Raw genomic sequence first — 23,912 nt, 5'->3', positions numbered from 1 at the left:
TGAATTAGTGGCGGAAATGGCGCATGTCGGTGAAGATCATAGCAATGCCGTGTTCGTTAGCGGCGGTGATAACCTCGTCATCACGAATGGAACCCCCCGGCTGAATCACACAGGTAATGCCAACGGCGGCGGCGGCATCGATACCGTCACGGAACGGGAAGAATGCATCGGAAGCCATCACGGAGCCTTCAACCTGCAATCCTTCATCGCCGGCTTTAATGCCCGCGATTTTTGCGGAATAGACGCGGCTCATTTGTCCTGCTCCGATGCCGACAGTCATATTATCACGGGCATAGACGATGGCATTGGATTTGACGAACTTCGCGACTTTCCAGCAGAACAGTGCATCGCGCAGTTCGGTTGCTGTCGGTTGACGCGCTGTGACAACGCGCAGTTGGCTCGCATCAACCATGCCCAGATCGCGATCCTGTACCAGCAGGCCGCCGTTGACGCGTTTGAAATCCAACCCGGAAACGCGTTGCTGCCATTGGCCGCAAATGAGGACGCGCACGTTCTGTTTTGCCGCAGTGACTTTCAAGGCCGCCGCACTGGCTGAAGGCGCGATGATCACTTCCACAAACTGACGGCTGATGATCGCTTGCGCGGTGGCTTCGTCCAGTTCGCGGTTAAACGCGATGATGCCGCCAAACGCAGAGGTAGGGTCAGTTTTGTAGGCGCGTTCGTAGGCCGCCAGAATCGACTCGCCAATAGCAACGCCACAGGGGTTGGCGTGTTTCACGATAACGCAGGCCGGTTCGGCGAACTCTTTTACGCACTCCAGCGCCGCATCGGTGTCGGCAATATTGTTGTAGGACAGTGCTTTGCCCTGCAACTGTTCTGCTGTCGCAACAGAGGCCTCTTTCAGCGTCTCTTCAATATAGAAGGCAGCCTGCTGATGGCTGTTCTCGCCGTAACGCATATCCTGCTTTTTGATGAAGTTCAGGTTCAGCGTGCGCGGGAAGTGGCCGGCCGGCTTATCGGTCTCACCATGGTAAGGCGGAACCAGGGTGCCAAAGTAGTTGGCGATCATGCTGTCGTAAGCTGCGGTGTGTTCAAAAGCTTTAATCGCCAAATTGAAGCGGGTTTCCAACGTCAGAGAGTGCGCATTGGTATCCATTTCATTGATGATGTCAGTGTAGTCACTGCTTTTTACCACGATAGCGACATCGTTATGGTTCTTGGCGGCGGAGCGCACCATGGTCGGGCCGCCAATATCGATATTTTCGACGGCATCAGCCAGGGAGCAATCGGGGCGAGCTACCGTTTGCGCGAAGGGATAGAGGTTTACCACTACCATATCGATGGGGCTGATGTCATGTTCTGCCATGATGGCGTCATCCGTGCCGCGACGACCCAGGATCCCGCCGTGTACTTTCGGGTGCAGGGTTTTAACGCGACCATCCATCATCTCTGGGAAGCCCGTGTAGTCGGACACTTCAGTGACGGGCAAGCCCGCATCAGCCAACAGGCGGGCAGTACCGCCAGTGGACAGCAGCTCCACGCCACGTTGAGAAAGCGCCTGAGCAAATTCGACAATACCGGCTTTGTCAGAAACGCTGAGTAAAGCGCGGCGGATAGGACGAGGTTGTGACATGGTGATGTATCCCTTGGCTTTGGATAGGCATAAAAGAACAGTATATGAATGCAGTTTTGCTGTTTTTATCCTTTATCTGGATAAAACCGCATTCCTATTCTGTTCTTGTGCGGTAATTTTGCGCGGGAGAATTGTAGCGAAAACGTTTGCGTGATGCTCGTCTAATTTTAGGGAGAATCTCATTTGTGGATAACATTGTGCAAAAGTGGGTATAAAGCGGGGTTTTGCTGTGGAATTCAGCAAACAGTCAATTTTATTCAAAATACCTATTGCAGGCTGCGCGGAAATCCCTATACTGCGCCTCCACTGACACGGCAACAGCGACACGCGGTTGTGGTAACAGTAAGAAGTAAAACAGGAAAGCCGAACGCGAAATTGAAAAATTAACGTTGACTTTTCAGCGGTGCAGCGTAATATACGCCTCCCGCGCCACGGTTGATGTGGCAACGCTCTTTAACAATTAATCAGACAATCTGTGTGGGCACTCACAGGACTTTATCGTAAAGCCTACGGGCTTAAAAAATAAAAGTCTTGAAGAGTGAACAACAGTTAATTCATTACGAACTAACAGTAATAATTCTTTGAGCATCGCTTCTCTTGCAGAAGCAAATCAAACTTTAAATTGAAGAGTTTGATCATGGCTCAGATTGAACGCTGGCGGCAGGCCTAACACATGCAAGTCGAGCGGTAGCACAGGAGAGCTTGCTCTTTGGGTGACGAGCGGCGGACGGGTGAGTAATGTCTGGGAAACTGCCTGATGGAGGGGGATAACTACTGGAAACGGTAGCTAATACCGCATAACGTCGCAAGACCAAAGCGGGGGACCTTCGGGCCTCGTGCCATCAGATGTGCCCAGATGGGATTAGCTAGTAGGTGGGGTAATGGCTCACCTAGGCGACGATCCCTAGCTGGTCTGAGAGGATGACCAGCCACACTGGAACTGAGACACGGTCCAGACTCCTACGGGAGGCAGCAGTGGGGAATATTGCACAATGGGCGCAAGCCTGATGCAGCCATGCCGCGTGTGTGAAGAAGGCCTTCGGGTTGTAAAGCACTTTCAGCGAGGAGGAAGGCAGTAAGGTTAATAACCTTGCTTATTGACGTTACTCGCAGAAGAAGCACCGGCTAACTCCGTGCCAGCAGCCGCGGTAATACGGAGGGTGCAAGCGTTAATCGGAATGACTGGGCGTAAAGCGCACGCAGGCGGTTTGTTAAGTTGGATGTGAAATCCCCGGGCTTAACCTGGGAACTGCATTCAAAACTGGCAAGCTAGAGTCTCGTAGAGGGGGGTAGAATTCCAGGTGTAGCGGTGAAATGCGTAGAGATCTGGAGGAATACCGGTGGCGAAGGCGGCCCCCTGGACGAAGACTGACGCTCAGGTGCGAAAGCGTGGGGAGCAAACAGGATTAGATACCCTGGTAGTCCACGCTGTAAACGATGTCGATTTGGAGGTTGTGCCCTTGAGGCGTGGCTTCCGGAGCTAACGCGTTAAATCGACCGCCTGGGGAGTACGGCCGCAAGGTTAAAACTCAAATGAATTGACGGGGGCCCGCACAAGCGGTGGAGCATGTGGTTTAATTCGATGCAACGCGAAGAACCTTACCTACTCTTGACATCCAGAGAATTTAGCAGAGATGCTTTAGTGCCTTCGGGAACTCTGAGACAGGTGCTGCATGGCTGTCGTCAGCTCGTGTTGTGAAATGTTGGGTTAAGTCCCGCAACGAGCGCAACCCTTATCCTTTGTTGCCAGCGGTTCGGCCGGGAACTCAAAGGAGACTGCCAGTGATAAACTGGAGGAAGGTGGGGATGACGTCAAGTCATCATGGCCCTTACGAGTAGGGCTACACACGTGCTACAATGGCGTATACAAAGAGAAGCGACCTCGCGAGAGCAAGCGGACCTCATAAAGTACGTCGTAGTCCGGATTGGAGTCTGCAACTCGACTCCATGAAGTCGGAATCGCTAGTAATCGTAGATCAGAATGCTACGGTGAATACGTTCCCGGGCCTTGTACACACCGCCCGTCACACCATGGGAGTGGGTTGCAAAAGAAGTAGGTAGCTTAACCTTCGGGAGGGCGCTTACCACTTTGTGATTCATGACTGGGGTGAAGTCGTAACAAGGTAACCGTAGGGGAACCTGCGGTTGGATCACCTCCTTACCTAATGATACTGATCTTGTGAAGTGTTCACACAGATTGTCTGATGAAAGAAATCGAGCGGTTAGAAGACCTTATAGGCTTGTAGCTCAGGTGGTTAGAGCGCACCCCTGATAAGGGTGAGGTCGGTGGTTCAAGTCCACTCAGGCCTACCAAAATCGTTCTTGTGCTGCGTTGTGAAACAACTCGCATACTGGTGTATGCGTCGTCATTTCACGCCTTGCTCAAAAACGATTTGGCAAAGGTCTAACATTCGATGGGGCTATAGCTCAGCTGGGAGAGCGCCTGCTTTGCACGCAGGAGGTCTGCGGTTCGATCCCGCATAGCTCCACCATTTACCGTATCGATACCCAATACTTCAGAGTGTACTGTTTGACAGTATGCTGCGAAGTATTTTGCTCTTTAACAATCTGGAACAAGCTGAAAATTGAAACGAGCAATAGTGGCTCACTACTACTATTGTGATTCTCTCAAGCTTTCACACCTGAAACATTTTCGGGTTGTGAGGTTAAGTGAATAAGCGTACACGGTGGATGCCTAGGCAGTCAGAGGCGATGAAGGGCGTGCTAATCTGCGAAAAGCGTCGGTAAGCTGATATGAAGCGTTACAACCGACGATACCCGAATGGGGAAACCCAGTGCAATTCGTTGCACTATCATGTCATGAATACATAGTGGCATGAGGCGAACCGGGGGAACTGAAACATCTCAGTACCCCGAGGAAAAGAAATCAACCGAGATTCCCCCAGTAGCGGCGAGCGAACGGGGAAAAGCCCAGAGTCTGAATCAGCTTGTGTGTCAGTGGAAGCGTCTGGAAAGTCGCACAGTAAAGGGTGATAGTCCCGTACACGAAGATGCACAGGTTGTGAGCTCGATGAGTAGGGCGGGACACGTGACATCCTGTCTGAATATGGGGGGACCATCCTCCAAGGCTAAATACTCCTGACTGACCGATAGTGAACCAGTACCGTGAGGGAAAGGCGAAAAGAACCCCGGCGAGGGGAGTGAAATAGAACCTGAAACCGTGTACGTACAAGCAGTGGGAGCACTCTTTATGGGTGTGACTGCGTACCTTTTGTATAATGGGTCAGCGACTTATATTCTGTAGCAAGGTTAACCGTATAGGGGAGCCGCAGGGAAACCGAGTCTTAACTGGGCGTTAAGTTGCAGGGTATAGACCCGAAACCCGGTGATCTAGCCATGGGCAGGTTGAAGGTTGGGTAACACTAACTGGAGGACCGAACCGACTAATGTTGAAAAATTAGCGGATGACTTGTGGCTGGGGGTGAAAGGCCAATCAAACCGGGAGATAGCTGGTTCTCCCCGAAAGCTATTTAGGTAGCGCCTCGTGAATTCATCTTCGGGGGTAGAGCACTGTTTCGGCTAGGGGGTCATCCCGACTTACCAACCCGATGCAAACTACGAATACCGAAGAATGTTATCACGGGAGACACACGGCGGGTGCTAACGTTCGTCGTGAAGAGGGAAACAACCCAGACCGCCAGCTAAGGTCCCAAAGTCATGGTTAAGTGGGAAACGATGTGGGAAGGCATAGACAGCCAGGATGTTGGCTTAGAAGCAGCCATCATTTAAAGAAAGCGTAATAGCTCACTGGTCGAGTCGGCCTGCGCGGAAGATGTAACGGGGCTAAACCATGCACCGAAGCTGCGGCAGCGACACTTAGGCGTTGTTGGGTAGGGGAGCGTTCTGTAAGCCGTTGAAGGTGAACTGTGAGGTTTGCTGGAGGTATCAGAAGTGCGAATGCTGACATAAGTAACGATAAAGCGGGTGAAAAGCCCGCTCGCCGGAAGACCAAGGGTTCCTGTCCAACGTTAATCGGGGCAGGGTGAGTCGACCCCTAAGGCGAGGCCGAAAGGCGTAGTCGATGGGAAACAGGTTAATATTCCTGTACTTGGTGTTACTGCGAAGGGGGGACGGAGAAGGCTATGTCATCCGGGCGACGGTTGTCCCGGTTTAAGCGTGTAGGTGGGTGACTTTGATAAATCCGGGTCACTGTTAACACTGAGGCGTGATGACGAGGTACTACGGTACTGAAGTGACAGATGCCCAGCTTCCAGGAAAAGCCTCTAAGCATCAGGTAACATTGAATCGTACCCCAAACCGACACAGGTGGTCAGGTAGAGAATACCAAGGCGCTTGAGAGAACTCGGGTGAAGGAACTAGGCAAAATGGTGCCGTAACTTCGGGAGAAGGCACGCTGTGCGAGGTGTAGGGATTTACTCCTGAAGCTTTGCGCAGTCGCAGATACCAGCTGGCTGCAACTGTTTAATAAAAACACAGCACTGTGCAAACACGAAAGTGGACGTATACGGTGTGACGCCTGCCCGGTGCTGGAAGGTTAATTGATGGGGTTATCCGCAAGGAGAAGCTCTTGATCGAAGCCCCAGTAAACGGCGGCCGTAACTATAACGGTCCTAAGGTAGCGAAATTCCTTGTCGGGTAAGTTCCGACCTGCACGAATGGCGTAATGATGGCCAGGCTGTCTCCACCCGAGACTCAGTGAAATTGAACTCGCTGTGAAGATGCAGTGTACCCGCGGCAAGACGGAAAGACCCCGTGAACCTTTACTATAGCTTGACACTGAACCTTGAGCCTTGATGTGTAGGATAGGTGGGAGGCTTTGAAGTGTGGACGCCAGTCTGCATGGAGCCAACCTTGAAATACCACCCTTTAATGTTTGATGTTCTAACCTGGGCCCATGATCTGGGCTGGGGACAGTGTCTGGTGGGTAGTTTGACTGGGGCGGTCTCCTCCCAAAGAGTAACGGAGGAGCACGAAGGTTAGCTAATCCTGGTCGGACATCAGGAGGTTAGTGCAAAGGCATAAGCTAGCTTGACTGCGAGAGTGACGGCTCGAGCAGGTACGAAAGTAGGTCTTAGTGATCCGGTGGTTCTGAATGGAAGGGCCATCGCTCAACGGATAAAAGGTACTCCGGGGATAACAGGCTGATACCGCCCAAGAGTTCATATCGACGGCGGTGTTTGGCACCTCGATGTCGGCTCATCACATCCTGGGGCTGAAGTAGGTCCCAAGGGTATGGCTGTTCGCCATTTAAAGTGGTACGCGAGCTGGGTTTAGAACGTCGTGAGACAGTTCGGTCCCTATCTGCCGTGGGCGTTGGAGAATTGAGGGGGGTTGCTCCTAGTACGAGAGGACCGGAGTGAACGCACCACTGGTGTTCGGGTTGTCATGCCAATGGCATTGCCCGGTAGCTACGTGCGGAAGAGATAAGTGCTGAAAGCATCTAAGCACGAAACTTGCCCCGAGATGAGTTCTCCCTTGTCCCTAGAGGACGCTAAAAGGCCGTTGAAGACGACGACGTAGATAGGCTGGGTGTGTAAGTGCAGCGATGCATTGAGCTAACCAGTACTAATGACCTGTGAGGCTTAACCTTACAACGCCGAAGATGTTTTGGTGGTTGTGAGTGGTGATGAAGAGAATCGTTACTCGTAATTCAGCTTGTTGACAGATTGGTCTTGCTGGCTCGAAAGGACGGGTGAGATGAAACAGAATATGCCTGGCGGCGATAGCGCGGTGGTCCCACCTGACCCCATGCCGAACTCAGAAGTGAAACGCCGTAGCGCCGATGGTAGTGTGGGGCTTCCCCATGTGAGAGTAGGGAACTGCCAGGTTTTTATATCGATTATCAGACGATGTCTGATGATAAAAAGTAGCGAAAGGGCTGTCCGAAAGGACAGCCCTTTTTGCTGTGCGTGCTTTTTGGTTATATAGCGTTTTTTAATCGTAACACGCACATAATCCCATACAGTTTATATGTATTAATTTGTCCCTCCTCCTGCGGCAAAGGCCTGAAAATGGCTGAATGAATTAGCTGTAATTATGTACAAACCTATCGTAATACCAGGTTGTGAGCTTGCTCATCCCGCGTCGTCACTATTTCGACTAAAACAGATAAGCCCTGATAAAAATGTCAGGTGCATGTCGTGTCTCTGTACAACCTGCACGTATTGACGTGGGGTTAAAACCTGCAAACAAGCCAAAAAGCTGTCGGCTGCTCATAAAGGAGTAGATTATGTACAGGCGTTTACTGGTCGCAATGGCTGTCGCTACAGCATTATGTGGCGCAACACAGGCTTCGGCGCTCACCGTAGGGTTTTCTCAAATCGGTTCCGAGTCGGGATGGCGCTCTGCTGAAACCAAAGTCGCTAAACAAGAAGCAGAAAAACGGGGTATCACCTTAAAAATAGCGGATGCACAACAGAAACAAGAGAACCAGATCAAGGCAGTAAGATCGTTTATTGCACAAGGCGTTGATGCTATTTTTATCGCGCCTGTGGTCGCAACAGGCTGGACGCCAGTCCTTCAGGAAGCCAAGGAAGCAAAAATACCGGTATTCCTGTTGGACCGTATGATCGATGTTAACGATCCCTCCCTGTATACCGCTGCGGTTGCTTCTGACAGCGTCTACGAAGGTAAGGTTGCAGCCGAATGGTTGCTGAAGGATGTGGCAGGCCAGCCCTGTAACGTTGTTGAACTGCAAGGCACGGTGGGGTCGAGCGTCGCAATAAACCGCAAAAAGGGGTTTGTTGACGGCATTGCGGCTTCTCCGAATGTGAAGATCATCCGCTCGCAATCAGGCGATTTTACCCGTAGTAAGGGTAAAGAGGTGATGGAAAGTTTCATCAAAGCGGAGCAGAACGGCAAGAATATCTGTGCGGTTTATGCCCATAACGATGACATGGCGATCGGTGCCATTCAGGCTATTAAAGAGGCCGGATTAAAACCGGGCTCGCAAATTAAAGTGGTTTCTATCGATGCTGTTCCCGATATTTTTAAAGCAATGATCGACGGTGAAGCAAATGCCACAGTAGAGCTGACGCCAAATATGGCGGGTCCGGCATTTGATGCGTTAATTGCCTTGAAAAAAGAAGGGAAGCAGCCGCAGAAATTTATTCAAACGGAATCAAGATTATTATTGCCGGATACGGCGCAAGCGGAATACCAGTCCAAAAAAGACCTTGGTTATTAAGCCTGATAACGATGGCGTGCAATGCGCCATCGTTACCTGATGTTTTAGGCGTAATCAATAAGGTTGTGTTTTGACCAACACCCAAACGCAAGTGGCATAGGTGAGTCTGATGGACACTGAATTGCTGTTGGACATCCAGGGAATGAGCGTCGAATTTCCTGGCATTAAAGCGTTGGACAGCGTCGATTTCACGCTACGCAAAGGGGAAATTGTTGCCCTGCTGGGTGAAAACGGCGCGGGAAAATCGACGCTGATAAAAGCATTGACCGGGGTTTATCGGCGTTCAGCAGGAGCAATTTTTCTCGAAGGTAACGCTATCGATCCGTTAAACACGGCACACGCACAATCCTTAGGTATCGGTACCGTTTACCAGGAGGTCAATCTATTACCCAATCTGTCGGTGGCTGCGAATTTGTTTTTGGGCCGGGAGCCCTTGCGCTTCGGCATGATTGATCAGAAATAAATGGCGCGGCTTGCCAGAGAAATTGTCGCCTACTACGGGCTACAGATAGAGGTTACCGATCCTTTAGGCAATTACTCGATCGCCATTCAGCAGATCATTGCTATCGCTCGCGCGGTCGATCTTTCCGCCAAAGTGCTGATCCTTGATGAACCTACTGCCAGTCTGGATGCAAATGAGGTCGACATGCTGTTCGGCATTCTGTCCCATTTGCGTGAGCACGGTGTGGGCATGATTTTTGTCACCCACTTTCTCGATCAGGTTTATCGCCTTAGCGATCGCATCACCGTGTTGCGCAACGGCAAACTGGTGGGCAGTGAAATGACGGCGGCGTTGCCACGTATCGATTTGGTACAGATGATGCTGGGCCACAGTTTTGATGAATCGCTATTGAAGCGCTCAGCCCATGCAACTGAAACCGGCGATCCTTTGGTCGAATTCCGTGGCTATGGCCGTCGTAATATGGTTGATCCCTTTGATTTGTCCGTTGCGCCGGGCGAAATCGTCGGGCTGGCTGGATTGCTGGGATCGGGTCGCACAGAAACCGCACAGCTTATCTTTGGCATTAAAACGCCGGATAGCGGCGAAGCCAGGGTTGATGGCCAGCCCGTCTCCATTCGCAGCCCACGCAAGGCGGGTAAACTGGGATTTGGTTATTGCCCTGAAGATCGTAAAACCGAAGGCATCGTGGGTTCAGCGACTGTTCGAGAGAACATTATTCTGGCGTTGCAGGCCCAGCGTGGTTGGTTACGTCCGCTGGCGTTAAAAGAGCAAACCCGCATTGCAGAAATGTTTATTGAGCGATTAGGGATACGAACGCCGAGTCCTGAACAGGAAATTCAGTATCTTTCTGGTGGCAATCAGCAAAAGGTGTTGCTCTCGCGCTGGCTGGCGACAGAACCTCGTTTTCTTATTCTTGATGAACCGACGCGCGGTATTGATGTGGGTGCCCATGCCGAGATCATTCGTTTGATAGAGAAGCTGTGTGAGCGTGGTATGGCGCTGCTGGTTATCTCCTCTGAGCTGGAAGAGCTGACCGGGTATGCCGATCGCATCATTGTGTTGCGCGACAGAAAGCAGGTGGCACATCTGGCGCATCAGGAGATTTCCGTTGCTGCCGTGATGCAAGCCATTGCATTACAACCAGGAGGTACGCATGACGGACAGCCATGTTAAACCCGTGCGGCGGGTGCGCTTCGGCGTCAGTAAAGGGCTACCACAGATTGCGGCGTTGGTGGTCATCCTGTTAATCGATAGCCTGGTAGCGCCCAACTTCTTTTCGCTGCATGTGCAAGATGGACGCTTGTTCGGCAGCCTGATCGATATCCTGAATCGCGGCGCTCCGGTCGCATTGCTGGCCTTGGGCATGGCGCTGGTGATCGCCACCGGCGGTATTGACCTCTCGGTAGGGGCAGTGATGGCGATAGCCGGTGCCACGGCAGCGAGTCTTGCGGCGCAAGGGCATACGTTACCAGTGATTTTACTGACGGCTGTGCTCACCGGTGCCGTGTGTGGGCTGTGGAATGGCTTTCTGGTCGCCGTGTTACAGATCCAGCCCATTGTAGCGACCTTGATGCTGATGGTAGCTGGTCGTGGTGTCGCACAGTTGATTACCGAAGGGCAGATTATTACCTTCGCACATCCTGCGCTGGCACATCTGGGCAGCGGCTCGCTGTTCTACCTGCCGATGCCGGTGATTATCGCCTGTGCCATGCTGCTTCTGCTCTGGTTACTGACGCGCAAAACCGCGTTGGGATTATTTATCGAAGCTGTGGGTATCAACGTTCGCTCGGCGAGAAACGCGGGCATCAGCACGCGCCTGATCTTGATCTCCGTCTATGTCATCTGCGGTATCTGCGCGGCGGTGGCGGGTGTGATTATTACGGCCGACATTCGTGGTGCGGATGCCAACAATGCCGGTTTGTGGCTTGAACTGGATGCCATTCTGGCGGTAGTGATAGGCGGTGGCTCCTTGCTCGGTGGGCGGTTTAATCTGCTGCTTGCCGTGGTTGGGGCTTTGATTATTCAAAGTATGAATACCGGTATTCTATTGGCAGGATACCGTCCTGAACTCAATCTGGTGCTCAAGGCGTTGGTGGTGTTGGCGGTGCTGATTATGCAGTCTCCGCGTTTCTCGCTGCGCCGCCTGTTGCGGAGGCACGAATAATGCTGAAACGAAATATTCCGCTGTTGATTACGCTGGGTGTTTTTATCGTCGGCTATCTGTTTTGCCTGAGTCAGTTTCCGGGGTTTGCATCCACGCGTGTGTTCTTCAACCTGCTGACGGATAATGCCTTTATCGGGATCGTCGCTGTCGGTATGACCTTTGTGATTCTCTCCGGAGGGATCGATCTCTCCGTCGGCTCGGTGATCGCTTTTACCGGTGTACTGTTAGCCAAGCTGATTGGCACCTATGGCATGCACCCCGGCTATGCCATTGCGCTGGCGCTGGTGATGGGGGCGGCATTCGGTGCGCTAATGGGGTGGATTATCGACACCCTGAAACTGCCTGCGTTTATCATCACGCTGGCCGGTATGTTCTTTGTTCGCGGCATGAGTTTTATTGTCTCTCAGGAGTCTATCCCGATTGAACACCCAGTATATCAACAGCTTGCTGGATTGGCGTGGCGCATGCCCGGCGGTGAGAGTCTGACCTTTTTGGCGTTGATTATGCTGATGACGGTGATTGTCGGAATGGTCTTGGCGCACCGCACCTGTTTTGGTCATCGCGTTTACGCCATTGGCGGCAATATCACGTCAGCGGAGCTGATGGGGGTGCGCGTGAGAAAAACCACCATTCAGATCTACATGCTTTCCAGCACGCTGGCAGTATTGTCTGGAATTGTGTTCTCGCTCTATACCTCCGCGGGTTACGCGCTGGCAGCGAGCGGCGTAGAGTTAGATGCGATTGCAGCGGTGGTGATTGGCGGCACGCTCCTGACGGGCGGCGTGGGAACGGTGCTGGGCACTTTCTTTGGGGTACTGATTCAAGGGCTGATTCAAACCTATATCACCTTTGATGGCACCCTCAGTTCCTGGTGGACCAAGATCGTTATTGGCATCCTGCTGTTTACCTTTATCGTCTTGCAGAAAGGACTTAGCGCATTTTGGGTCGCCAAACGCGCCTGACGGCGCTACGCGGCTCACAACATATCGGCAATAGGGGTTTTAAGCAGTTGACGAATTAGCGCCTGCTGGTCGCTGTTTTGCAGCCAAACGGCGTACAGCGGGCGGATCACCGGTGGGGTATGCTGCTGTACGTAAAGCAGCGGATAGGTTTTTTCCCAATGGCGCGGCAGAAAGGCACAGCCGCCGGTAGTCAGTAATAGCTGGCGCGTCAGGTGCGCTGAGGTGGTGGTCAGGATGGGAAGCTGTTCGTTACTCAATAACCGCCCTTCATGTTGATGAAAATCCGCGCCCCATTCCAGTTTGATGAAAGGCCGTTCGGTCTGTTCCTCATCCTGTGTGGCGAACAACGCCAAAGAGAAGTTTCCTAACAGATGGCTGGTTAACTCTTCCATTTTGGGCTGCTCGGTAGTGATCAGCAGGTCCAACCGCCGTTCGTGTAACTGCTGCACCAGAGAGTGGCGCTGTGCGATGCGCGCTTCAAGCTGAAGCAGCGGGCGCTGTTGATACAATGTTTGCAGCCAGGGCGTCAGGTAGGCTTCCCACAGCGATGCCGTCGCACCAATCGATAGCAACTGGTGCTGCTGTGAGCGTGCGACCTCTTTTTTGGCCAGTTGCAAGGTGCCCATCAGACTCTCTGCGTAGGGCAACAACCGCTCGCCTGCTGGCGTCAGGCGAATATTATTGCGATGGCGAGTGAACAAATTTGCACCAAGTTGATTTTCTAATTGGCGAATACGAAAGCTGACCGCCGACTGGGTCAGATAGAGCGATTCTGCGGCGCGCCCAAAATGCCGTGTTCTGCTGACTTCCAGGAAGGTTTTCAGTAATTCGGTATCCACGCTCATCTCCAAAAAAAATTTGTCATGATGATTTAAATGTTTTGTTTTACAGAATGTCAAGCCTATCTAATACTCCGCGCCATAAACAGCACGACCATAAAAGAATTAGGAGCGTGTAAGATGGCGGAAAGCTTCTCTACAACGAATCGTTTTTTTGATAATAAATCCTACCCACGCGGCTTCTCTCGTCACGGTGACTTCACCATTAAAGAGGCCCAGATGTTGGAGCGCTATGGTTATGCGCTGAATGAGCTCGACTTGGGTAAACGCCAACCGGTGACCGAGGAAGAGAGTCAATTCGTCGCCATGTGCCGCGGTGAGCGTGATGCGTCCACGGACATGGAAAAAACCTGGGCCAAATATGTTGCGCGTATTCGTCGTCCGAAGCGTTTCCACACGCTGTCAGGCGGTAAGCCGCAGATGGATGCGGTGGAAGAATACACTGATAGCGACGATTAAGTTCTTCACTCGCGGGGCCAATGGCCCCGTTTTTATGCCTGTGCTTTACCCTAAATCGCGGTGTAAGCGGCGCAGTAGCCTGTCCATGCAGCGATAACTGATCGCCTCCGCCAAATGGTCGCGCTGGATATCGGACTGTTGCGCCAGATCGGCGATGGTCCTCGCTACCTTCAAAATGCGGTGCCAGGCGCGCACAGACAGCTCCAGCTTGGTCATTAACGCTTCCAGCCAGACGGCATCCTCTTCGTGCAAGCGGCAGTGAATATCCATTTCCGGCGGTGTCAGGCGCGCATTGATCTTCCCCGCACGTGCCAGTTGCCTCTCTCGCGCCGCCAATACGCGCGCTCGAACGTAGGCACTGCGTTCTCCCTGTCGCCCCTGTTTGTGCAACGTTCCGGGGGGCAGTAGCGGAACGTCAATCGATAGATCGAATCGGTCGAGAAACGGCCCGGAGAGTTTTCCCAGATAGCGCAGGATCTGCTGTATCGGCAGGCGATTATGGATACCTTGATAATGCCCGGATGGACTCGGGTTCATGGCGGCGACCAGCTGCACGCGAGCGGGATAATTCACTTTGGCCCGGGTGCGGGAAATCACGATTTCACCGGCCTCTAACGGCTCCCGCAGGGCATCCAGTACGCGCCGCTCGAACTCGGGTAACTCATCGAGAAACAGGATGCCATTGTGCGCCAGTGAAATTTCCCCCGGCTTTGGCAGCGTGCCGCCGCCCACCAGTGCTGTCATGGATGCGCTGTGGTGCGGTGCTCGGAAGGGGCGAGTGTGCCATGAGCCGAGTGCGGTATCCGCCGCGCTCACCAGGCTGTTAATGGCTGCGACCTCCAGCGCCTCTTCATCGCTCAACGGGGGCAATAGCCCGGCAAGACGGCTGGCCAGCATGGTTTTTCCGGTGCCGGGGGGGCCCATCAGCAGCAGGTTGTGGCCTCCGGCGGCGGTGACTTCGAGCGCCCGTTTTCCCTGCTCTTGCCCAATAATATCCCCCAGGTCCGGGCTATTGGCGAAGGTAGAGGGATGAACGTCAATCGGCTGACTGTCAGTCAACGGTTCACCGCTGTGCAAAAAGGCACACACCGCATTCAGGTGTTCTGCCAGCAGTACGTCGCCGTGCCCGATAAGCGCCATTTCCTGCTGATGAGCCAGTGGCAAAATAAGCTGGCGGCCTGCCTTGCCAGCCGCGATGGCTGCCGGGATCGCGCCGGTGACCGCGCGCAGCGCCCCGGATAACCCTAATTCACCCAGAAACTCATACTGCGCTAACGCCTTGCCACAAATCTGCTCTGAGGCTGCCAGAATCGATAGCGCGATGGGCAGATCGTAGCATCCCCCCTCCTTGGGCAAATCCGCCGGGGCGAGATTGACGGTGATTCGTTTGGCGGGAAAGGTGAACCCGGCATTGAGCAGTGCGCTGCGCACCCGATCCCGTGCTTCCTTAACCGTCGTTTCCGGCAGACCAACCAGCGTCAGCGCGGGTAAGCCATTGCTGATATGGGCTTCGATCGTCACGCAAGGGGCCTGAATGCCAATCATTGCGCGCGTATAGGTAACAGCCAGCGACATACGCTCCCTCCTGTTAATCCCGGCAGCGTGCGCCATCCTGAGCCTGAGCGGCAGTATAAAAACAAGGTTATCAGCAACGGCTCGCACAAAGACGATTGCCATACAATGTATTTACTCTGGAATGGGCGCTGGCTTGCAGCTTTTGCGTGAATCGATGACGTCGTCGGTAAAAGTCCGAAGAAAAAGCACAATATGAATAATTGTTTATATCTATATAATTAATTTGCCTTTAACGCGGATTTTTTCATTGGCTTCCATCGTGCCGTGGAAAAAAAATATTGTCAGTGGCGTTAAGTCTGTGGTAACTCTGTAGGTATTCGTTCGACTGTGATGACAGAACAAACCATTTATGAAAGCGTTCTCCCTCGTGATTAGCCTAGTCATTATTAGCGTGGTGGTGATTATTAACCCACCGTGCGGGGCGTCGCTGAGACGAAGAATGGCTTAAAAATCAAGCCGTAATTCAAAAAACCCCCGCACCGTAAGGTCGGGGGTTTTTTGTTGGGCGGTAAAAACTACAGAAGGGAGTGGAGTATGTCTTACAGCATAAAATCCTGTTTCTCCCCGACAGCGTCGGGGAAATAAACTATGAATGGGGCTCAATGGGTGGTGCAAGCGTTGCGGGCGCAAGGTGTCGATACCGTGTTTGGTTATCCGGGCGGCGCGATCATGCCGGTTTACGATGCACTCTACGACGGCGGCGTTGAGCACCTGTTGTGCCGTCATGAACAAGGCGCTGCCATGGCGGCGCTCGGTTATGCCCGGGCGACCGGCAAGGTGGGCGTGTGTATTGCCACCTCTGGTCCCGGTGCCACTAACCTGATCACTGGGTTGGCGGATGCGCTGCTGGATTCCGTGCCGGTAGTCGCGATTACCGGCCAGGTGGCTTCACCGCTGATCGGTACTGATGCGTTTCAGGAAATCGACGTGCTGGGTCTGTCGCTGGCCTGTACCAAACACAGCTTCCTGGTGGATTCGCTGGAGTCGCTGCCTGAGATCATGGCGGAAGCCTTCGCCATCGCCAGCAGCGGCCGTCCCGGCCCGGTGCTGGTGGATATCCCAAAAGACATTCAGTTGGCCATCAGTGAGATAGCCCCGCAGTTTACGCCGGTTGATGATAGCCAGCCGGATTTCCCCAAGCAGGCCATCGAACAAGCGCGCGCCATGCTGGCAGCGGCGAAAAAACCGATGTTATACGCCGGCGGCGGTGTGGGCATGGCACAGGCGGTGCCTACCCTGCGCGCGTTCATTGCCGAGACGGGTATTCCCTCCGTCGTTACGCTGAAAGGATTGGGGGCCATTGATGCCGAGCATCCGCACTACCTCGGCATGTTGGGCATGCACGGCACCAAAGCGGCCAACCTGTCGGTGCAGGCGTGTGATTTGCTGATTGCCGTCGGTGCGCGTTTTGACGATCGCGTGACGGGTAAACTGAATGCGTTTGCGCCGCATGCAGCGGTTATCCATCTGGATATCGATCCGGCAGAATTGAGTAAACTGCGTCAGGCGAACGTGGCGCTGCCGGGAGATTTGAACACGCTGTTGCCCGCATTGGCCCAGCCGCTGGCGATTGACGCCTGGCGTCAAGAGGTGGCCGCGCTGAAGGCCGAATACCCGTGGCGTTACGATCATCCGGGTGAAGCCATTTATGCGCCCGCACTGTTAAAAACCCTGTCTGAACGCAAACCGGCGGAAACGGTGATCACCACCGATGTCGGCCAGCACCAGATGTGGGCTGCGCAGCACATGCGTTTTTCCCGTCCGGAAAATTTCATTACCTCCAGCGGGTTAGGCACCATGGGATTTGGTTTGCCAGCGGCGGTTGGCGCGCAGGTAGCCCGCCCTGACGATACCGTGGTGTGTATTTCCGGTGACGGCTCTTTCATGATGAACGTGCAAGAGCTTGGCACCATCAAACGAAAACAGTTGCCGGTAAAAATCGTGCTGCTGGATAACCAACGGTTAGGCATGGTTCGACAGTGGCAGCAGTTGTTCTTCAATGAACGTTATAGCGAAACCAACCTCTCCGATAACCCCGATTTTCTGACCCTGGCGAGCGCATTTGGTATCCCAGGGCAACGCATAACCCGAAAAGATCAGATCGATGCCGCGCTGGATGCCCTGTTGAGCAGTGATGGGCCGTATTTGCTGCATGTCTCTATCGATGAACTGGAAAACGTCTGGCCGCTGGTTCCACCGGGTGCCGGGAATGAAACCATGCTGGAACGTACCGAATAATGGCAGGAGAACAGAGAATGACGCACCATCAACTTTCCATACAGGCTCGCTTTCGCCCCGAAATACTGGAGCGCGTGCTGCGTGTGGTACGCCACCGCGGTTTCCGGGTGTGTGCCATGAACATGATGACGGCCGCCAACCCCGACCATATCAATATCGAATTGACCGTTGCCAGCCAACGGCCGGTGGATTTATTGTCAACACAGTTAAGCAAGCTGCTTGATATCGCTTGTGTTGAAATACAACCCCACACATCACAACAAATACGTGCCTGAAGGCATTAGAAAGGATAAAGAGAATGACGAGCAAAGCTGATTATATTTGGTTCAATGGTGATATGGTGCCGTGGGCGGAAGCCAAAGTACACGTGATGTCCCATGCGCTGCATTACGGTACGTCGGTGTTTGAAGGGGTGCGCTGTTATGATTCCCACAAAGGCCCGGTGGTATTCCGTCACCGTGAACATATGCGCCGCCTGCACGACTCCGCTAAAATTTACCGTATGCCGGTGCAGTACAGCGTGGATGACCTCATGGAAGCCTGCCGCGCAACGCTACGTAAAAATGACCTGAAAAGCGCCTACATTCGTCCGCTGGTGTTCGTTGGCGACGTTGGCATGGGCGTGAACCCGCCGGAAGGTTACGTCACGGATGTCATCATTGCGGCATTTCCCTGGGGCGCGTATCTGGGTGAAGACGCACTGGATCAGGGGATTGATGCCATGGTGTCCTCTTGGAATCGTGTGGCAGCCAACACCATTCCGACGGCCGCAAAAGCGTGCGGTAACTACCTTTCCTCTCTGCTGGTGGGCAGCGAAGCGCGCCGCCACGGTTATCAGGAAGGGATTGCGCTAGACGTCAACGGCTATGTGTCGGAAGGCGCCGGTGAAAACCTGTTTGAAGTGAAGGATGGCGTGTTGTTCACCCCGCCGTTCACCTCATCAGCACTGCCGGGTATCACCCGTGATGCCATCATCAAACTGGCGCAGAGCCTGGGGCTGGAAGTGCGTGAACAGGTGCTGTCGCGTGAGTCGCTCTATCTGGCGGATGAAGTCTTTATGTCCGGCACTGCCGCGGAAATCACCCCGGTGCGCAGCGTGGACGGTATTCAGGTCGGCATTGGTCGTTGTGGCCCAGTCACCAAACAACTACAAAAAGCGTTCTTCGGCCTGTTTACCGGCGAAACCGAAGACAAATGGGGCTGGTTAGATCAGGTTAACCCGTAATCGTAACAAGAAAGATTAATACACCCCTTTCCTTTGCTTCACGAACCCAAGACGCCCGTCGGCGCCGAACGGGAGCAGGAAAGGGGATGAAACACACACTGGAGTAACAGAGTATGCCTAAGTACCGTTCAGCCACAACCACGCATGGCCGTAACATGGCAGGTGCGCGCGCCCTGTGGCGTGCCACCGGAATGACCGATGCCGATTTCGGCAAGCCGATCATCGCCGTGGTCAACTCGTTCACACAATTCGTTCCGGGCCACGTGCATCTGCGCGACCTGGGCAAGCTGGTGGCGGAGCAAATCGAAGCCGCTGGCGGCGTGGCCAAAGAGTTCAACACCATTGCGGTGGATGATGGTATCGCGATGGGGCACGGTGGCATGCTCTACTCCCTGCCGTCACGTGAGCTGATCGCCGATTCGGTCGAATACATGGTCAATGCTCACTGCGCCGATGCGATGGTGTGCATTTCCAACTGCGACAAGATCACCCCCGGAATGCTGATGGCCTCGCTGCGCCTGAATATCCCGGTGATCTTTGTTTCCGGCGGCCCGATGGAAGCCGGGAAAACCAAACTCTCTAACCAACTGATCAAACTGGACTTGGTCGATGCCATGATCCAGGGCGCTAACCCGAACGTCAGCGATGCTGATAGCGATCAGATCGAACGTTCCGCTTGCCCGACTTGCGGCTCCTGTTCCGGCATGTTTACCGCTAACTCGATGAACTGCCTGACGGAAGCGCTGGGCCTGTCACAGCCGGGCAATGGCTCGCTGCTGGCGACTCACGCCGATCGTAAGCAACTGTTTTTGAACGCGGGTACGCGAATCGTTGAACTGACCAAACGCTACTACGAGCAGGATGATGCGAGTGCGCTGCCGCGTAATATCGCCACCAAGGCGGCGTTTGAAAACGCCATGACGCTCGATATTGCGATGGGCGGCTCCACCAACACCGTACTGCACCTGCTGGCCTCCGCGCAGGAAGCAGAAGTGGATTTCACCATGGACGACATCGATCGTCTGTCGCGCGGTGTGCCGCAGCTGTGCAAAGTGGCACCGAGCACGCAGAAATACCACATGGAAGACGTACACCGTGCGGGCGGGGTGATCGGTATTCTGGGCGAACTGGATCGCGCCGGCTTGCTGAACCGTGATGTGCGCAACGTGCTGGGTAAAAGTCTGACCGAAACGCTGAACGCCTACGACGTGATGCTGACCGATGATGACGCGGTGAAAAGCATGTACTCCGCAGGGCCTGCAGGCATTCGTACCACGCAGGCGTTCTCACAGGACTGCCGCTGGGAGTCGCTGGACACCGATCGTGAACAGGGCTGTATCCGTGCGCGTGAGCATGCCTACAGTCAGGATGGCGGTCTTGCCGTGCTGTACGGCAACATCGCGGAAAAAGGCTGTATTGTAAAAACTGCCGGTGTGGATGAAGGTAGCCTGGTGTTCCGTGGCCCGGCGAAAGTGTACGAATCGCAGGATGACGCGGTAGAAGCCATTCTGGGCGGTAAGGTGGTCGCGGGTGATGTTGTGGTTATCCGTTACGAGGGGCCGAAAGGCGGGCCGGGCATGCAAGAGATGCTCTACCCGACCAGCTTCCTGAAATCCATGGGGTTGGGTAAGGCCTGTGCGTTGATCACTGACGGTCGTTTCTCTGGCGGCACCTCCGGGCTTTCCATCGGTCATGCTTCGCCTGAAGCAGCAAGTGGTGGCACCATTGGGTTGGTGGAAGAGGGTGACATCATTGCCATCGATATTCCTAACCGTACCATTGAGTTGGTGGTGGCGGAAGATGAGCTGGCACGCCGCCATGATGTGGAGCTGGCACGCGGCGATGCGGCCTTTACGCCGAAAAATCGCCAGCGTCAGGTGTCCTTTGCGTTACGTGCTTATGCCAGTTTGGCAACCAGCGCGGACCAAGGCGCGGTACGCGATAAGAGCAAGCTGGGAGGCTAAGTTCAATGGCGGTATCACTCCCTCTCCCCGACGCTCCGTGCGGCGCGGAGTATTTGCGTGCGGTGTTGCGCGCGCCGGTCTATGAAGTGGCATTGGTGACGCCGCTTCAGCCGATGGATAAACTCTCGGCGCGTCTTGGCAACACCATTGTGGTGAAACGCGAAGATCGTCAGCCGGTGCACAGTTTCAAACTGCGTGGTGCCTATGCCATGTTGGCGACCCTGACCGAGGCGCAGAAAGCGCACGGTGTGGTAACGGCCTCCGCCGGTAACCACGCACAGGGTGTGGCGCTTTCTGCCAGCAAGCTCGGCATCAAGGCACTGATCGTCATGCCGGTCGCCACCGCGGATATCAAAGTGGATGCGGTGCGCGGTTTTGGCGGTGAAGTGCTGTTGCACGGTGCCAATTTTGATGAGGCCAAGGCCCGTGCGATTGCGCTGTCGCAAGAGCAGCATATGACCTTCATTCCGCCGTTCGACCACCCGGCTGTGATTGCCGGGCAGGGCACGCTGGCGATGGAGCTGTTGCAGCAGGATGCGCATCTTGATCGCGTGTTTGTGCCGGTTGGTGGCGGTGGTCTGGCGGCGGGCGTCGCGGTGTTGATCAAACAGCTGATGCCGCAGATCAAAGTGATCGGCGTTGAGGCGGAAGATTCAGCATGCCTGCGAGCCGCGTTGGATGCCGGACACCCGGTGGATTTACCGCGCGTTGGACTGTTCGCTGAAGGCGTAGCGGTCAAGCGTGTCGGCGATGAAACTTTCCGACTGTGCCGGGAATATCTGGATGATGTCATCACCGTGGACAGCGATGCCATTTGTGCCGCGCTGAAGGATATCTTTGAAGATGTGCGCGCGATTGCTGAGCCGTCTGGTGCACTGGCGCTGGCGGGGATGAAGAAGTATATCCAGCAGCACGGCATTCAGGGTGAACGACTGGCACACATTCTGTCGGGTGCCAACGTCAACTTCCACGGCCTGCGCTACGTTTCTGAACGCTGTGAGCTGGGTGAACAGCGTGAGGCGTTGCTGGCGGTAACCATCCCTGAGCGCAAGGGCAGTTTTTTGACCTTTTGCCAACTGCTGGGTGGTCGCTCGGTGACGGAGTTTAACTACCGTTACGCTGATGACAAGGACGCCTGCATTTTTGTGGGGGTACGTCTGACGCGTGGACATGCTGAGCGGGATGAAATTATTGCAGAGCTCTCCGCTGGCGGTTATCAGGTGGTCGATCTCTCCGATGATGAAATGGCGAAGCTCCATGTGCGTTACATGGTGGGTGGACGTCCTTCCAAGCCGTTGCGGGAACAGCTTTACAGCTTCGAGTTTCCTGAATCCCCCGGCGCGCTGCTGAAGTTCCTGCACACGCTCGGTACGCACTGGAACATCTCGCTGTTCCACTATCGTAGCCACGGCACCGATTTCGGTCGCGTGCTGGCAGCGTTCGAAGTGACCGAGCGCGATCCGGAGTTTGAGCAACGCTTGCAGGCGCTGGGTTATGAGTGCCACGACGAAACCCAAAATCCAGCGTTTCGTTTCTTCCTGGCCGGTAACGCGGCGTGATGTCAGTGCGCCCGACGGTGGAATTTCACCGCCGGGCGCGCTATCGTGGTTGCCATTCAAGGGATTAGCAATGGCAGACCATCATGACGACGTTCAACGGTTTCTCGCAGCAGAGCCTGACTTTTCTTCAACAGGTTAGACAGGAAAACAGCAAAGAGTGGTTTGACGACAACCGCGCGATATACGATGAGACGCTGGTTGCCCCGTTTCGCGCGTTGGTCGATGATTTGAGCTTGACGATGCTACCCATCGACGATCAGTTTGAAATCCGTCCCGCCATTGGTAAAACCCTGTCGCGTATCCACCGCGATACCCGTTTTTCTCACGATAAATCCCTCTACCGCAGCCAGATGTGGCTGACCTTTAAACGCCCGCGTAAAGACTGGACGGACGCGCCGGTGTATTTTTTTGAAATTGGCCCGGACTTCTGGCGTTACGGCTTGGGATACTACAGAGCCACGCGCGATACCATGGCGCTGTTTCGCCAGACGCTGTGCGATAACCCGCAGGCTTTTTTGGCGATGGCGGCGTGTCTGGAACCGACATTTACGCTGGAAGGGGAAAGCTACAAGCGTCCGCTGGTTAAGGATCAGCCTGCGGAATTGGCGACCTGGTATAACCGCAAATCCTTCGCTGCCATGACCACGCGGCAAGATATGGACGCGCTGTTTTCTGCGGATTTGGTCACGGCGCTGGCACAGGGCTTTCGCCAGTTGGAGCCGCTGTATCGCTATCTGATGGGCATTGAGAGTATGAAGCGGCTGACGCCTGAACAGGAGGACGGAAGCTGGTCAAGCTTCCCGGCGTCAGCGCGTTTTGAACGTTAGAGCTTTTGTCGCGTCATCACCATGTTGAACAGATAGCTTTCGCCCTGTGTGTCGAAAGTCGAAATGCGAATTTCGTCATCGCTCACGCAGGTGAACAGGATCTTGGTGGTGCCGCCAAAGCTGCTTTCCCGGCGACCAATCGCCTGCGTATCGCTCATCTGGCGGGCGGTAAACTCACCGTCATCCAGCCGGTTGGCGTAGCGGAACGCGACGGAAATGTTGCCGCTGATTTTCCCTTTCTCCTGCGTCATATCCAAACCGACCGCATTGTAGGGGGCTTTCTGGTCGTACATTTCCTGAAAATAGCTGCCGAGGTTGTCGTACTCTTCCTTGGTGAGATCCTGCAAATAATCCTCGTAGCTGAACGCACCGTGGAAACACCCGGTGGTTTTGATCGGCGTAATGGGCGTCGGTAACGCGTGCTGGGCCACCTGATTGAGGTAGCGCAGCCGGTTGAGCAGCTGCTGATAGCGCTGGCGCAGGCAATCCTCATCCTGACATTGGTTACGCGTGGTGAGCCAGCTGCGCTGAAACAGGTTTAATGCCTGTTCAAAGGGCTGACTCTGTGTGTTGCTTGTCAGTGCGGCTCGCGCGGTCTTCCACTCCTGCGCCAGTTCATCATCCAACTGGCCGAGCAGCGGGCTTTGGCAAATCTGCTTTTCCTGCGCGCTGGTGGCATTGGCGCAGTCGAACGAGACAGCCTGTGCATGAGGCACAAACGCGCAAGCCGCCAATGCCGCTACGGCAGAGAACACAGAGAGCTTCATAGGGGATCCTGTTTCATTACTTGAGCAATTAGTGTTTGTTATACAGCCATCTGCGTTCCTTCGCCAGTCTGGTGCACTAACGTAGAGTGCCGTGACCCTTTAACGTAA

At 54.2% G+C, this 23,912-nt stretch carries 15 protein-coding genes, 2 tRNA genes, 3 rRNA genes and 1 pseudogene; 17 read left to right on the top strand and 4 right to left on the bottom strand.

Going from position 1 to position 23,912, the window contains the following annotated elements; all coding sequences use genetic code 11:
• Window positions 1-4: 4 nt before the first annotated feature.
• Complete coding sequence (gene purH / locus K6K13_RS22420) at window positions 5-1,594, bottom strand: bifunctional phosphoribosylaminoimidazolecarboxamide formyltransferase/IMP cyclohydrolase (protein WP_222158911.1); 1,590 nt, start codon at window positions 1,592-1,594, stop codon at window positions 5-7.
• 619 nt (window positions 1,595-2,213) lie between these two features.
• Here purH and K6K13_RS22415 point away from each other — a divergent pair.
• From K6K13_RS22415 to yjfF, 9 genes and pseudogenes are all read left to right on the top strand, one after another.
• Window positions 2,214-3,755: ribosomal RNA gene (locus K6K13_RS22415) — 16S ribosomal RNA — on the top strand.
• A gap of 75 nt (window positions 3,756-3,830) precedes the next feature.
• Window positions 3,831-3,907: transfer RNA gene (locus K6K13_RS22410), tRNA-Ile, on the top strand.
• Between the two features lie 103 nt (window positions 3,908-4,010).
• Window positions 4,011-4,086 (top strand) — tRNA-Ala (locus tag K6K13_RS22405).
• A 172-nt stretch (window positions 4,087-4,258) separates the two neighbouring features.
• A 23S ribosomal RNA gene (locus K6K13_RS22400) occupies window positions 4,259-7,166 on the top strand.
• Window positions 7,167-7,288: 122 nt separating this feature from the next.
• Window positions 7,289-7,404 (top strand): 5S ribosomal RNA (rrf, locus tag K6K13_RS22395).
• The 16S, 23S and 5S rRNA genes sit together here with 2 tRNA genes alongside, the layout of an rRNA operon.
• A 401-nt stretch (window positions 7,405-7,805) precedes the next feature.
• Window positions 7,806-8,762 carry a galactofuranose ABC transporter, galactofuranose-binding protein YtfQ gene (gene ytfQ, locus K6K13_RS22390; protein WP_222158910.1) on the top strand — a complete coding sequence of 319 codons (957 nt, stop codon included), beginning with the start codon at window positions 7,806-7,808 and terminating at the stop codon, window positions 8,760-8,762.
• Between the two features lie 109 nt (window positions 8,763-8,871).
• Window positions 8,872-10,398: pseudogene (gene ytfR, locus K6K13_RS22385) on the top strand (galactofuranose ABC transporter, ATP-binding protein YtfR).
• On the top strand, window positions 10,379-11,389 hold the full coding sequence (gene ytfT, locus K6K13_RS22380) for a galactofuranose ABC transporter, ATP-binding protein YtfT (protein ID WP_222158909.1): 1,011 nt from the start codon (window positions 10,379-10,381) through the stop codon (window positions 11,387-11,389). Before ytfR ends, ytfT begins: the two are co-directional and overlap by 20 nt.
• Window positions 11,389-12,351, top strand: coding sequence for a galactofuranose ABC transporter, permease protein YjfF (gene yjfF, locus K6K13_RS22375; RefSeq protein ID WP_222158908.1), 963 nt, complete (start codon window positions 11,389-11,391; stop codon window positions 12,349-12,351). The genes ytfT and yjfF overlap by 1 nt, the downstream gene beginning before the upstream one ends.
• Window positions 12,352-12,365: 14 nt before the next feature.
• Here yjfF and hdfR read toward each other — a convergent pair whose 3' ends face one another.
• On the bottom strand, window positions 12,366-13,190 hold the full coding sequence (hdfR, locus tag K6K13_RS22370) for an HTH-type transcriptional regulator HdfR (RefSeq protein ID WP_222158907.1): 825 nt from the start codon (window positions 13,188-13,190) through the stop codon (window positions 12,366-12,368).
• 120 nt (window positions 13,191-13,310) lie between these two features.
• On the opposite strand from hdfR, the gene K6K13_RS22365 reads away from it, so the two are divergent.
• Window positions 13,311-13,649 (top strand): MaoP family protein, encoded by a 339-nt coding sequence (locus K6K13_RS22365; RefSeq protein ID WP_222158906.1) that lies wholly within the window; start codon window positions 13,311-13,313, stop codon window positions 13,647-13,649.
• Between the two features lie 45 nt (window positions 13,650-13,694).
• On the opposite strand, the gene K6K13_RS22360 is transcribed toward K6K13_RS22365, so the two are convergent.
• A complete protein-coding gene (locus K6K13_RS22360) occupies window positions 13,695-15,224 on the bottom strand; it encodes a YifB family Mg chelatase-like AAA ATPase (protein WP_222158905.1) in 1,530 nt (509 codons plus the stop codon).
• Between the two features lie 349 nt (window positions 15,225-15,573).
• Here K6K13_RS22360 and K6K13_RS22355 point away from each other — a divergent pair, with 349 nt between their 5' ends.
• The 7 genes from K6K13_RS22355 (at window position 15,574) to K6K13_RS22325 (ending at window position 23,037) form a co-directional block, all read left to right on the top strand.
• On the top strand, window positions 15,574-15,672 hold the full coding sequence (locus K6K13_RS22355) for an IlvGEDA operon leader peptide (protein WP_195314403.1): 99 nt from the start codon (window positions 15,574-15,576) through the stop codon (window positions 15,670-15,672).
• Window positions 15,673-15,812: 140 nt separating this feature from the next.
• A complete protein-coding gene (ilvG, locus tag K6K13_RS22350) occupies window positions 15,813-17,462 on the top strand; it encodes an acetolactate synthase 2 catalytic subunit (RefSeq protein ID WP_222158904.1) in 1,650 nt (549 codons plus the stop codon).
• A 17-nt stretch (window positions 17,463-17,479) separates the two neighbouring features.
• Window positions 17,480-17,737 (top strand): acetolactate synthase 2 small subunit, encoded by a 258-nt coding sequence (gene ilvM / locus K6K13_RS22345; RefSeq protein WP_222158903.1) that lies wholly within the window; start codon window positions 17,480-17,482, stop codon window positions 17,735-17,737.
• Window positions 17,738-17,760: 23 nt separating this feature from the next.
• Window positions 17,761-18,687, top strand: a complete 927-nt coding sequence (locus tag K6K13_RS22340; RefSeq protein ID WP_222158902.1) for a branched-chain amino acid transaminase — start codon at window positions 17,761-17,763, stop codon at window positions 18,685-18,687.
• Between the two features lie 113 nt (window positions 18,688-18,800).
• Entirely contained in the window at window positions 18,801-20,651 is a 1,851-nt protein-coding gene (gene ilvD / locus K6K13_RS22335) for a dihydroxy-acid dehydratase (protein ID WP_222158901.1), read from the top strand.
• A 5-nt stretch (window positions 20,652-20,656) separates the two neighbouring features.
• Complete coding sequence (gene ilvA, locus K6K13_RS22330; protein WP_222158900.1) at window positions 20,657-22,210, top strand: threonine ammonia-lyase, biosynthetic; 1,554 nt, start codon at window positions 20,657-20,659, stop codon at window positions 22,208-22,210.
• An 80-nt stretch (window positions 22,211-22,290) separates the two neighbouring features.
• Window positions 22,291-23,037: a DUF2461 domain-containing protein gene (locus K6K13_RS22325; protein ID WP_222161228.1), complete on the top strand. Its 747-nt coding sequence runs from the start codon at window positions 22,291-22,293 to the stop codon at window positions 23,035-23,037.
• On the opposite strand, the gene K6K13_RS22320 is transcribed toward K6K13_RS22325, so the two are convergent.
• Window positions 23,034-23,804: a lysozyme inhibitor LprI family protein gene (locus tag K6K13_RS22320; protein ID WP_222158899.1), complete on the bottom strand. Its 771-nt coding sequence runs from the start codon at window positions 23,802-23,804 to the stop codon at window positions 23,034-23,036. The two genes, K6K13_RS22325 and K6K13_RS22320, sit on opposite strands and share 4 nt — an antisense overlap.
• Between the last annotated feature and the right edge of the window lie 108 nt (window positions 23,805-23,912).

It is taken from the genome of Symbiopectobacterium purcellii (assembly GCF_019797845.1).
Classification (GTDB): domain Bacteria; phylum Pseudomonadota; class Gammaproteobacteria; order Enterobacterales; family Enterobacteriaceae; genus Symbiopectobacterium; species Symbiopectobacterium purcellii.
The sequence above is the reverse complement of the archived record's forward strand: the minus strand, read 5'-3'. Positions and strand labels throughout refer to the sequence as shown.

Excerpts from the sequence above, each read along its gene's own strand:
- ilvM (WP_222158903.1), top strand. The coding sequence starts at position 17,480 with ATGACGCACCATCAACTTTCCATACAGGCTCGCTTTCGCCCCGAAATA.
- K6K13_RS22320 (WP_222158899.1), bottom strand. The coding sequence starts at position 23,804 with ATGAAGCTCTCTGTGTTCTCTGCCGTAGCGGCATTGGCGGCTTGCGCG.
- K6K13_RS22340 (WP_222158902.1), top strand. The coding sequence starts at position 17,761 with ATGACGAGCAAAGCTGATTATATTTGGTTCAATGGTGATATGGTGCCG.
- purH (WP_222158911.1), bottom strand. The coding sequence starts at position 1,594 with ATGTCACAACCTCGTCCTATCCGCCGCGCTTTACTCAGCGTTTCTGAC.
- ilvD (WP_222158901.1), top strand. The coding sequence starts at position 18,801 with ATGCCTAAGTACCGTTCAGCCACAACCACGCATGGCCGTAACATGGCA.
- ilvG (WP_222158904.1), top strand. The coding sequence starts at position 15,813 with ATGAATGGGGCTCAATGGGTGGTGCAAGCGTTGCGGGCGCAAGGTGTC.
- ilvA (WP_222158900.1), top strand. The coding sequence starts at position 20,657 with ATGGCGGTATCACTCCCTCTCCCCGACGCTCCGTGCGGCGCGGAGTAT.
- K6K13_RS22355 (WP_195314403.1), top strand. The coding sequence starts at position 15,574 with ATGAAAGCGTTCTCCCTCGTGATTAGCCTAGTCATTATTAGCGTGGTG.
- ytfQ (WP_222158910.1), top strand. The coding sequence starts at position 7,806 with ATGTACAGGCGTTTACTGGTCGCAATGGCTGTCGCTACAGCATTATGT.
- K6K13_RS22360 (WP_222158905.1), bottom strand. The coding sequence starts at position 15,224 with ATGTCGCTGGCTGTTACCTATACGCGCGCAATGATTGGCATTCAGGCC.
- K6K13_RS22365 (WP_222158906.1), top strand. The coding sequence starts at position 13,311 with ATGGCGGAAAGCTTCTCTACAACGAATCGTTTTTTTGATAATAAATCC.
- ytfT (WP_222158909.1), top strand. The coding sequence starts at position 10,379 with ATGACGGACAGCCATGTTAAACCCGTGCGGCGGGTGCGCTTCGGCGTC.
- yjfF (WP_222158908.1), top strand. The coding sequence starts at position 11,389 with ATGCTGAAACGAAATATTCCGCTGTTGATTACGCTGGGTGTTTTTATC.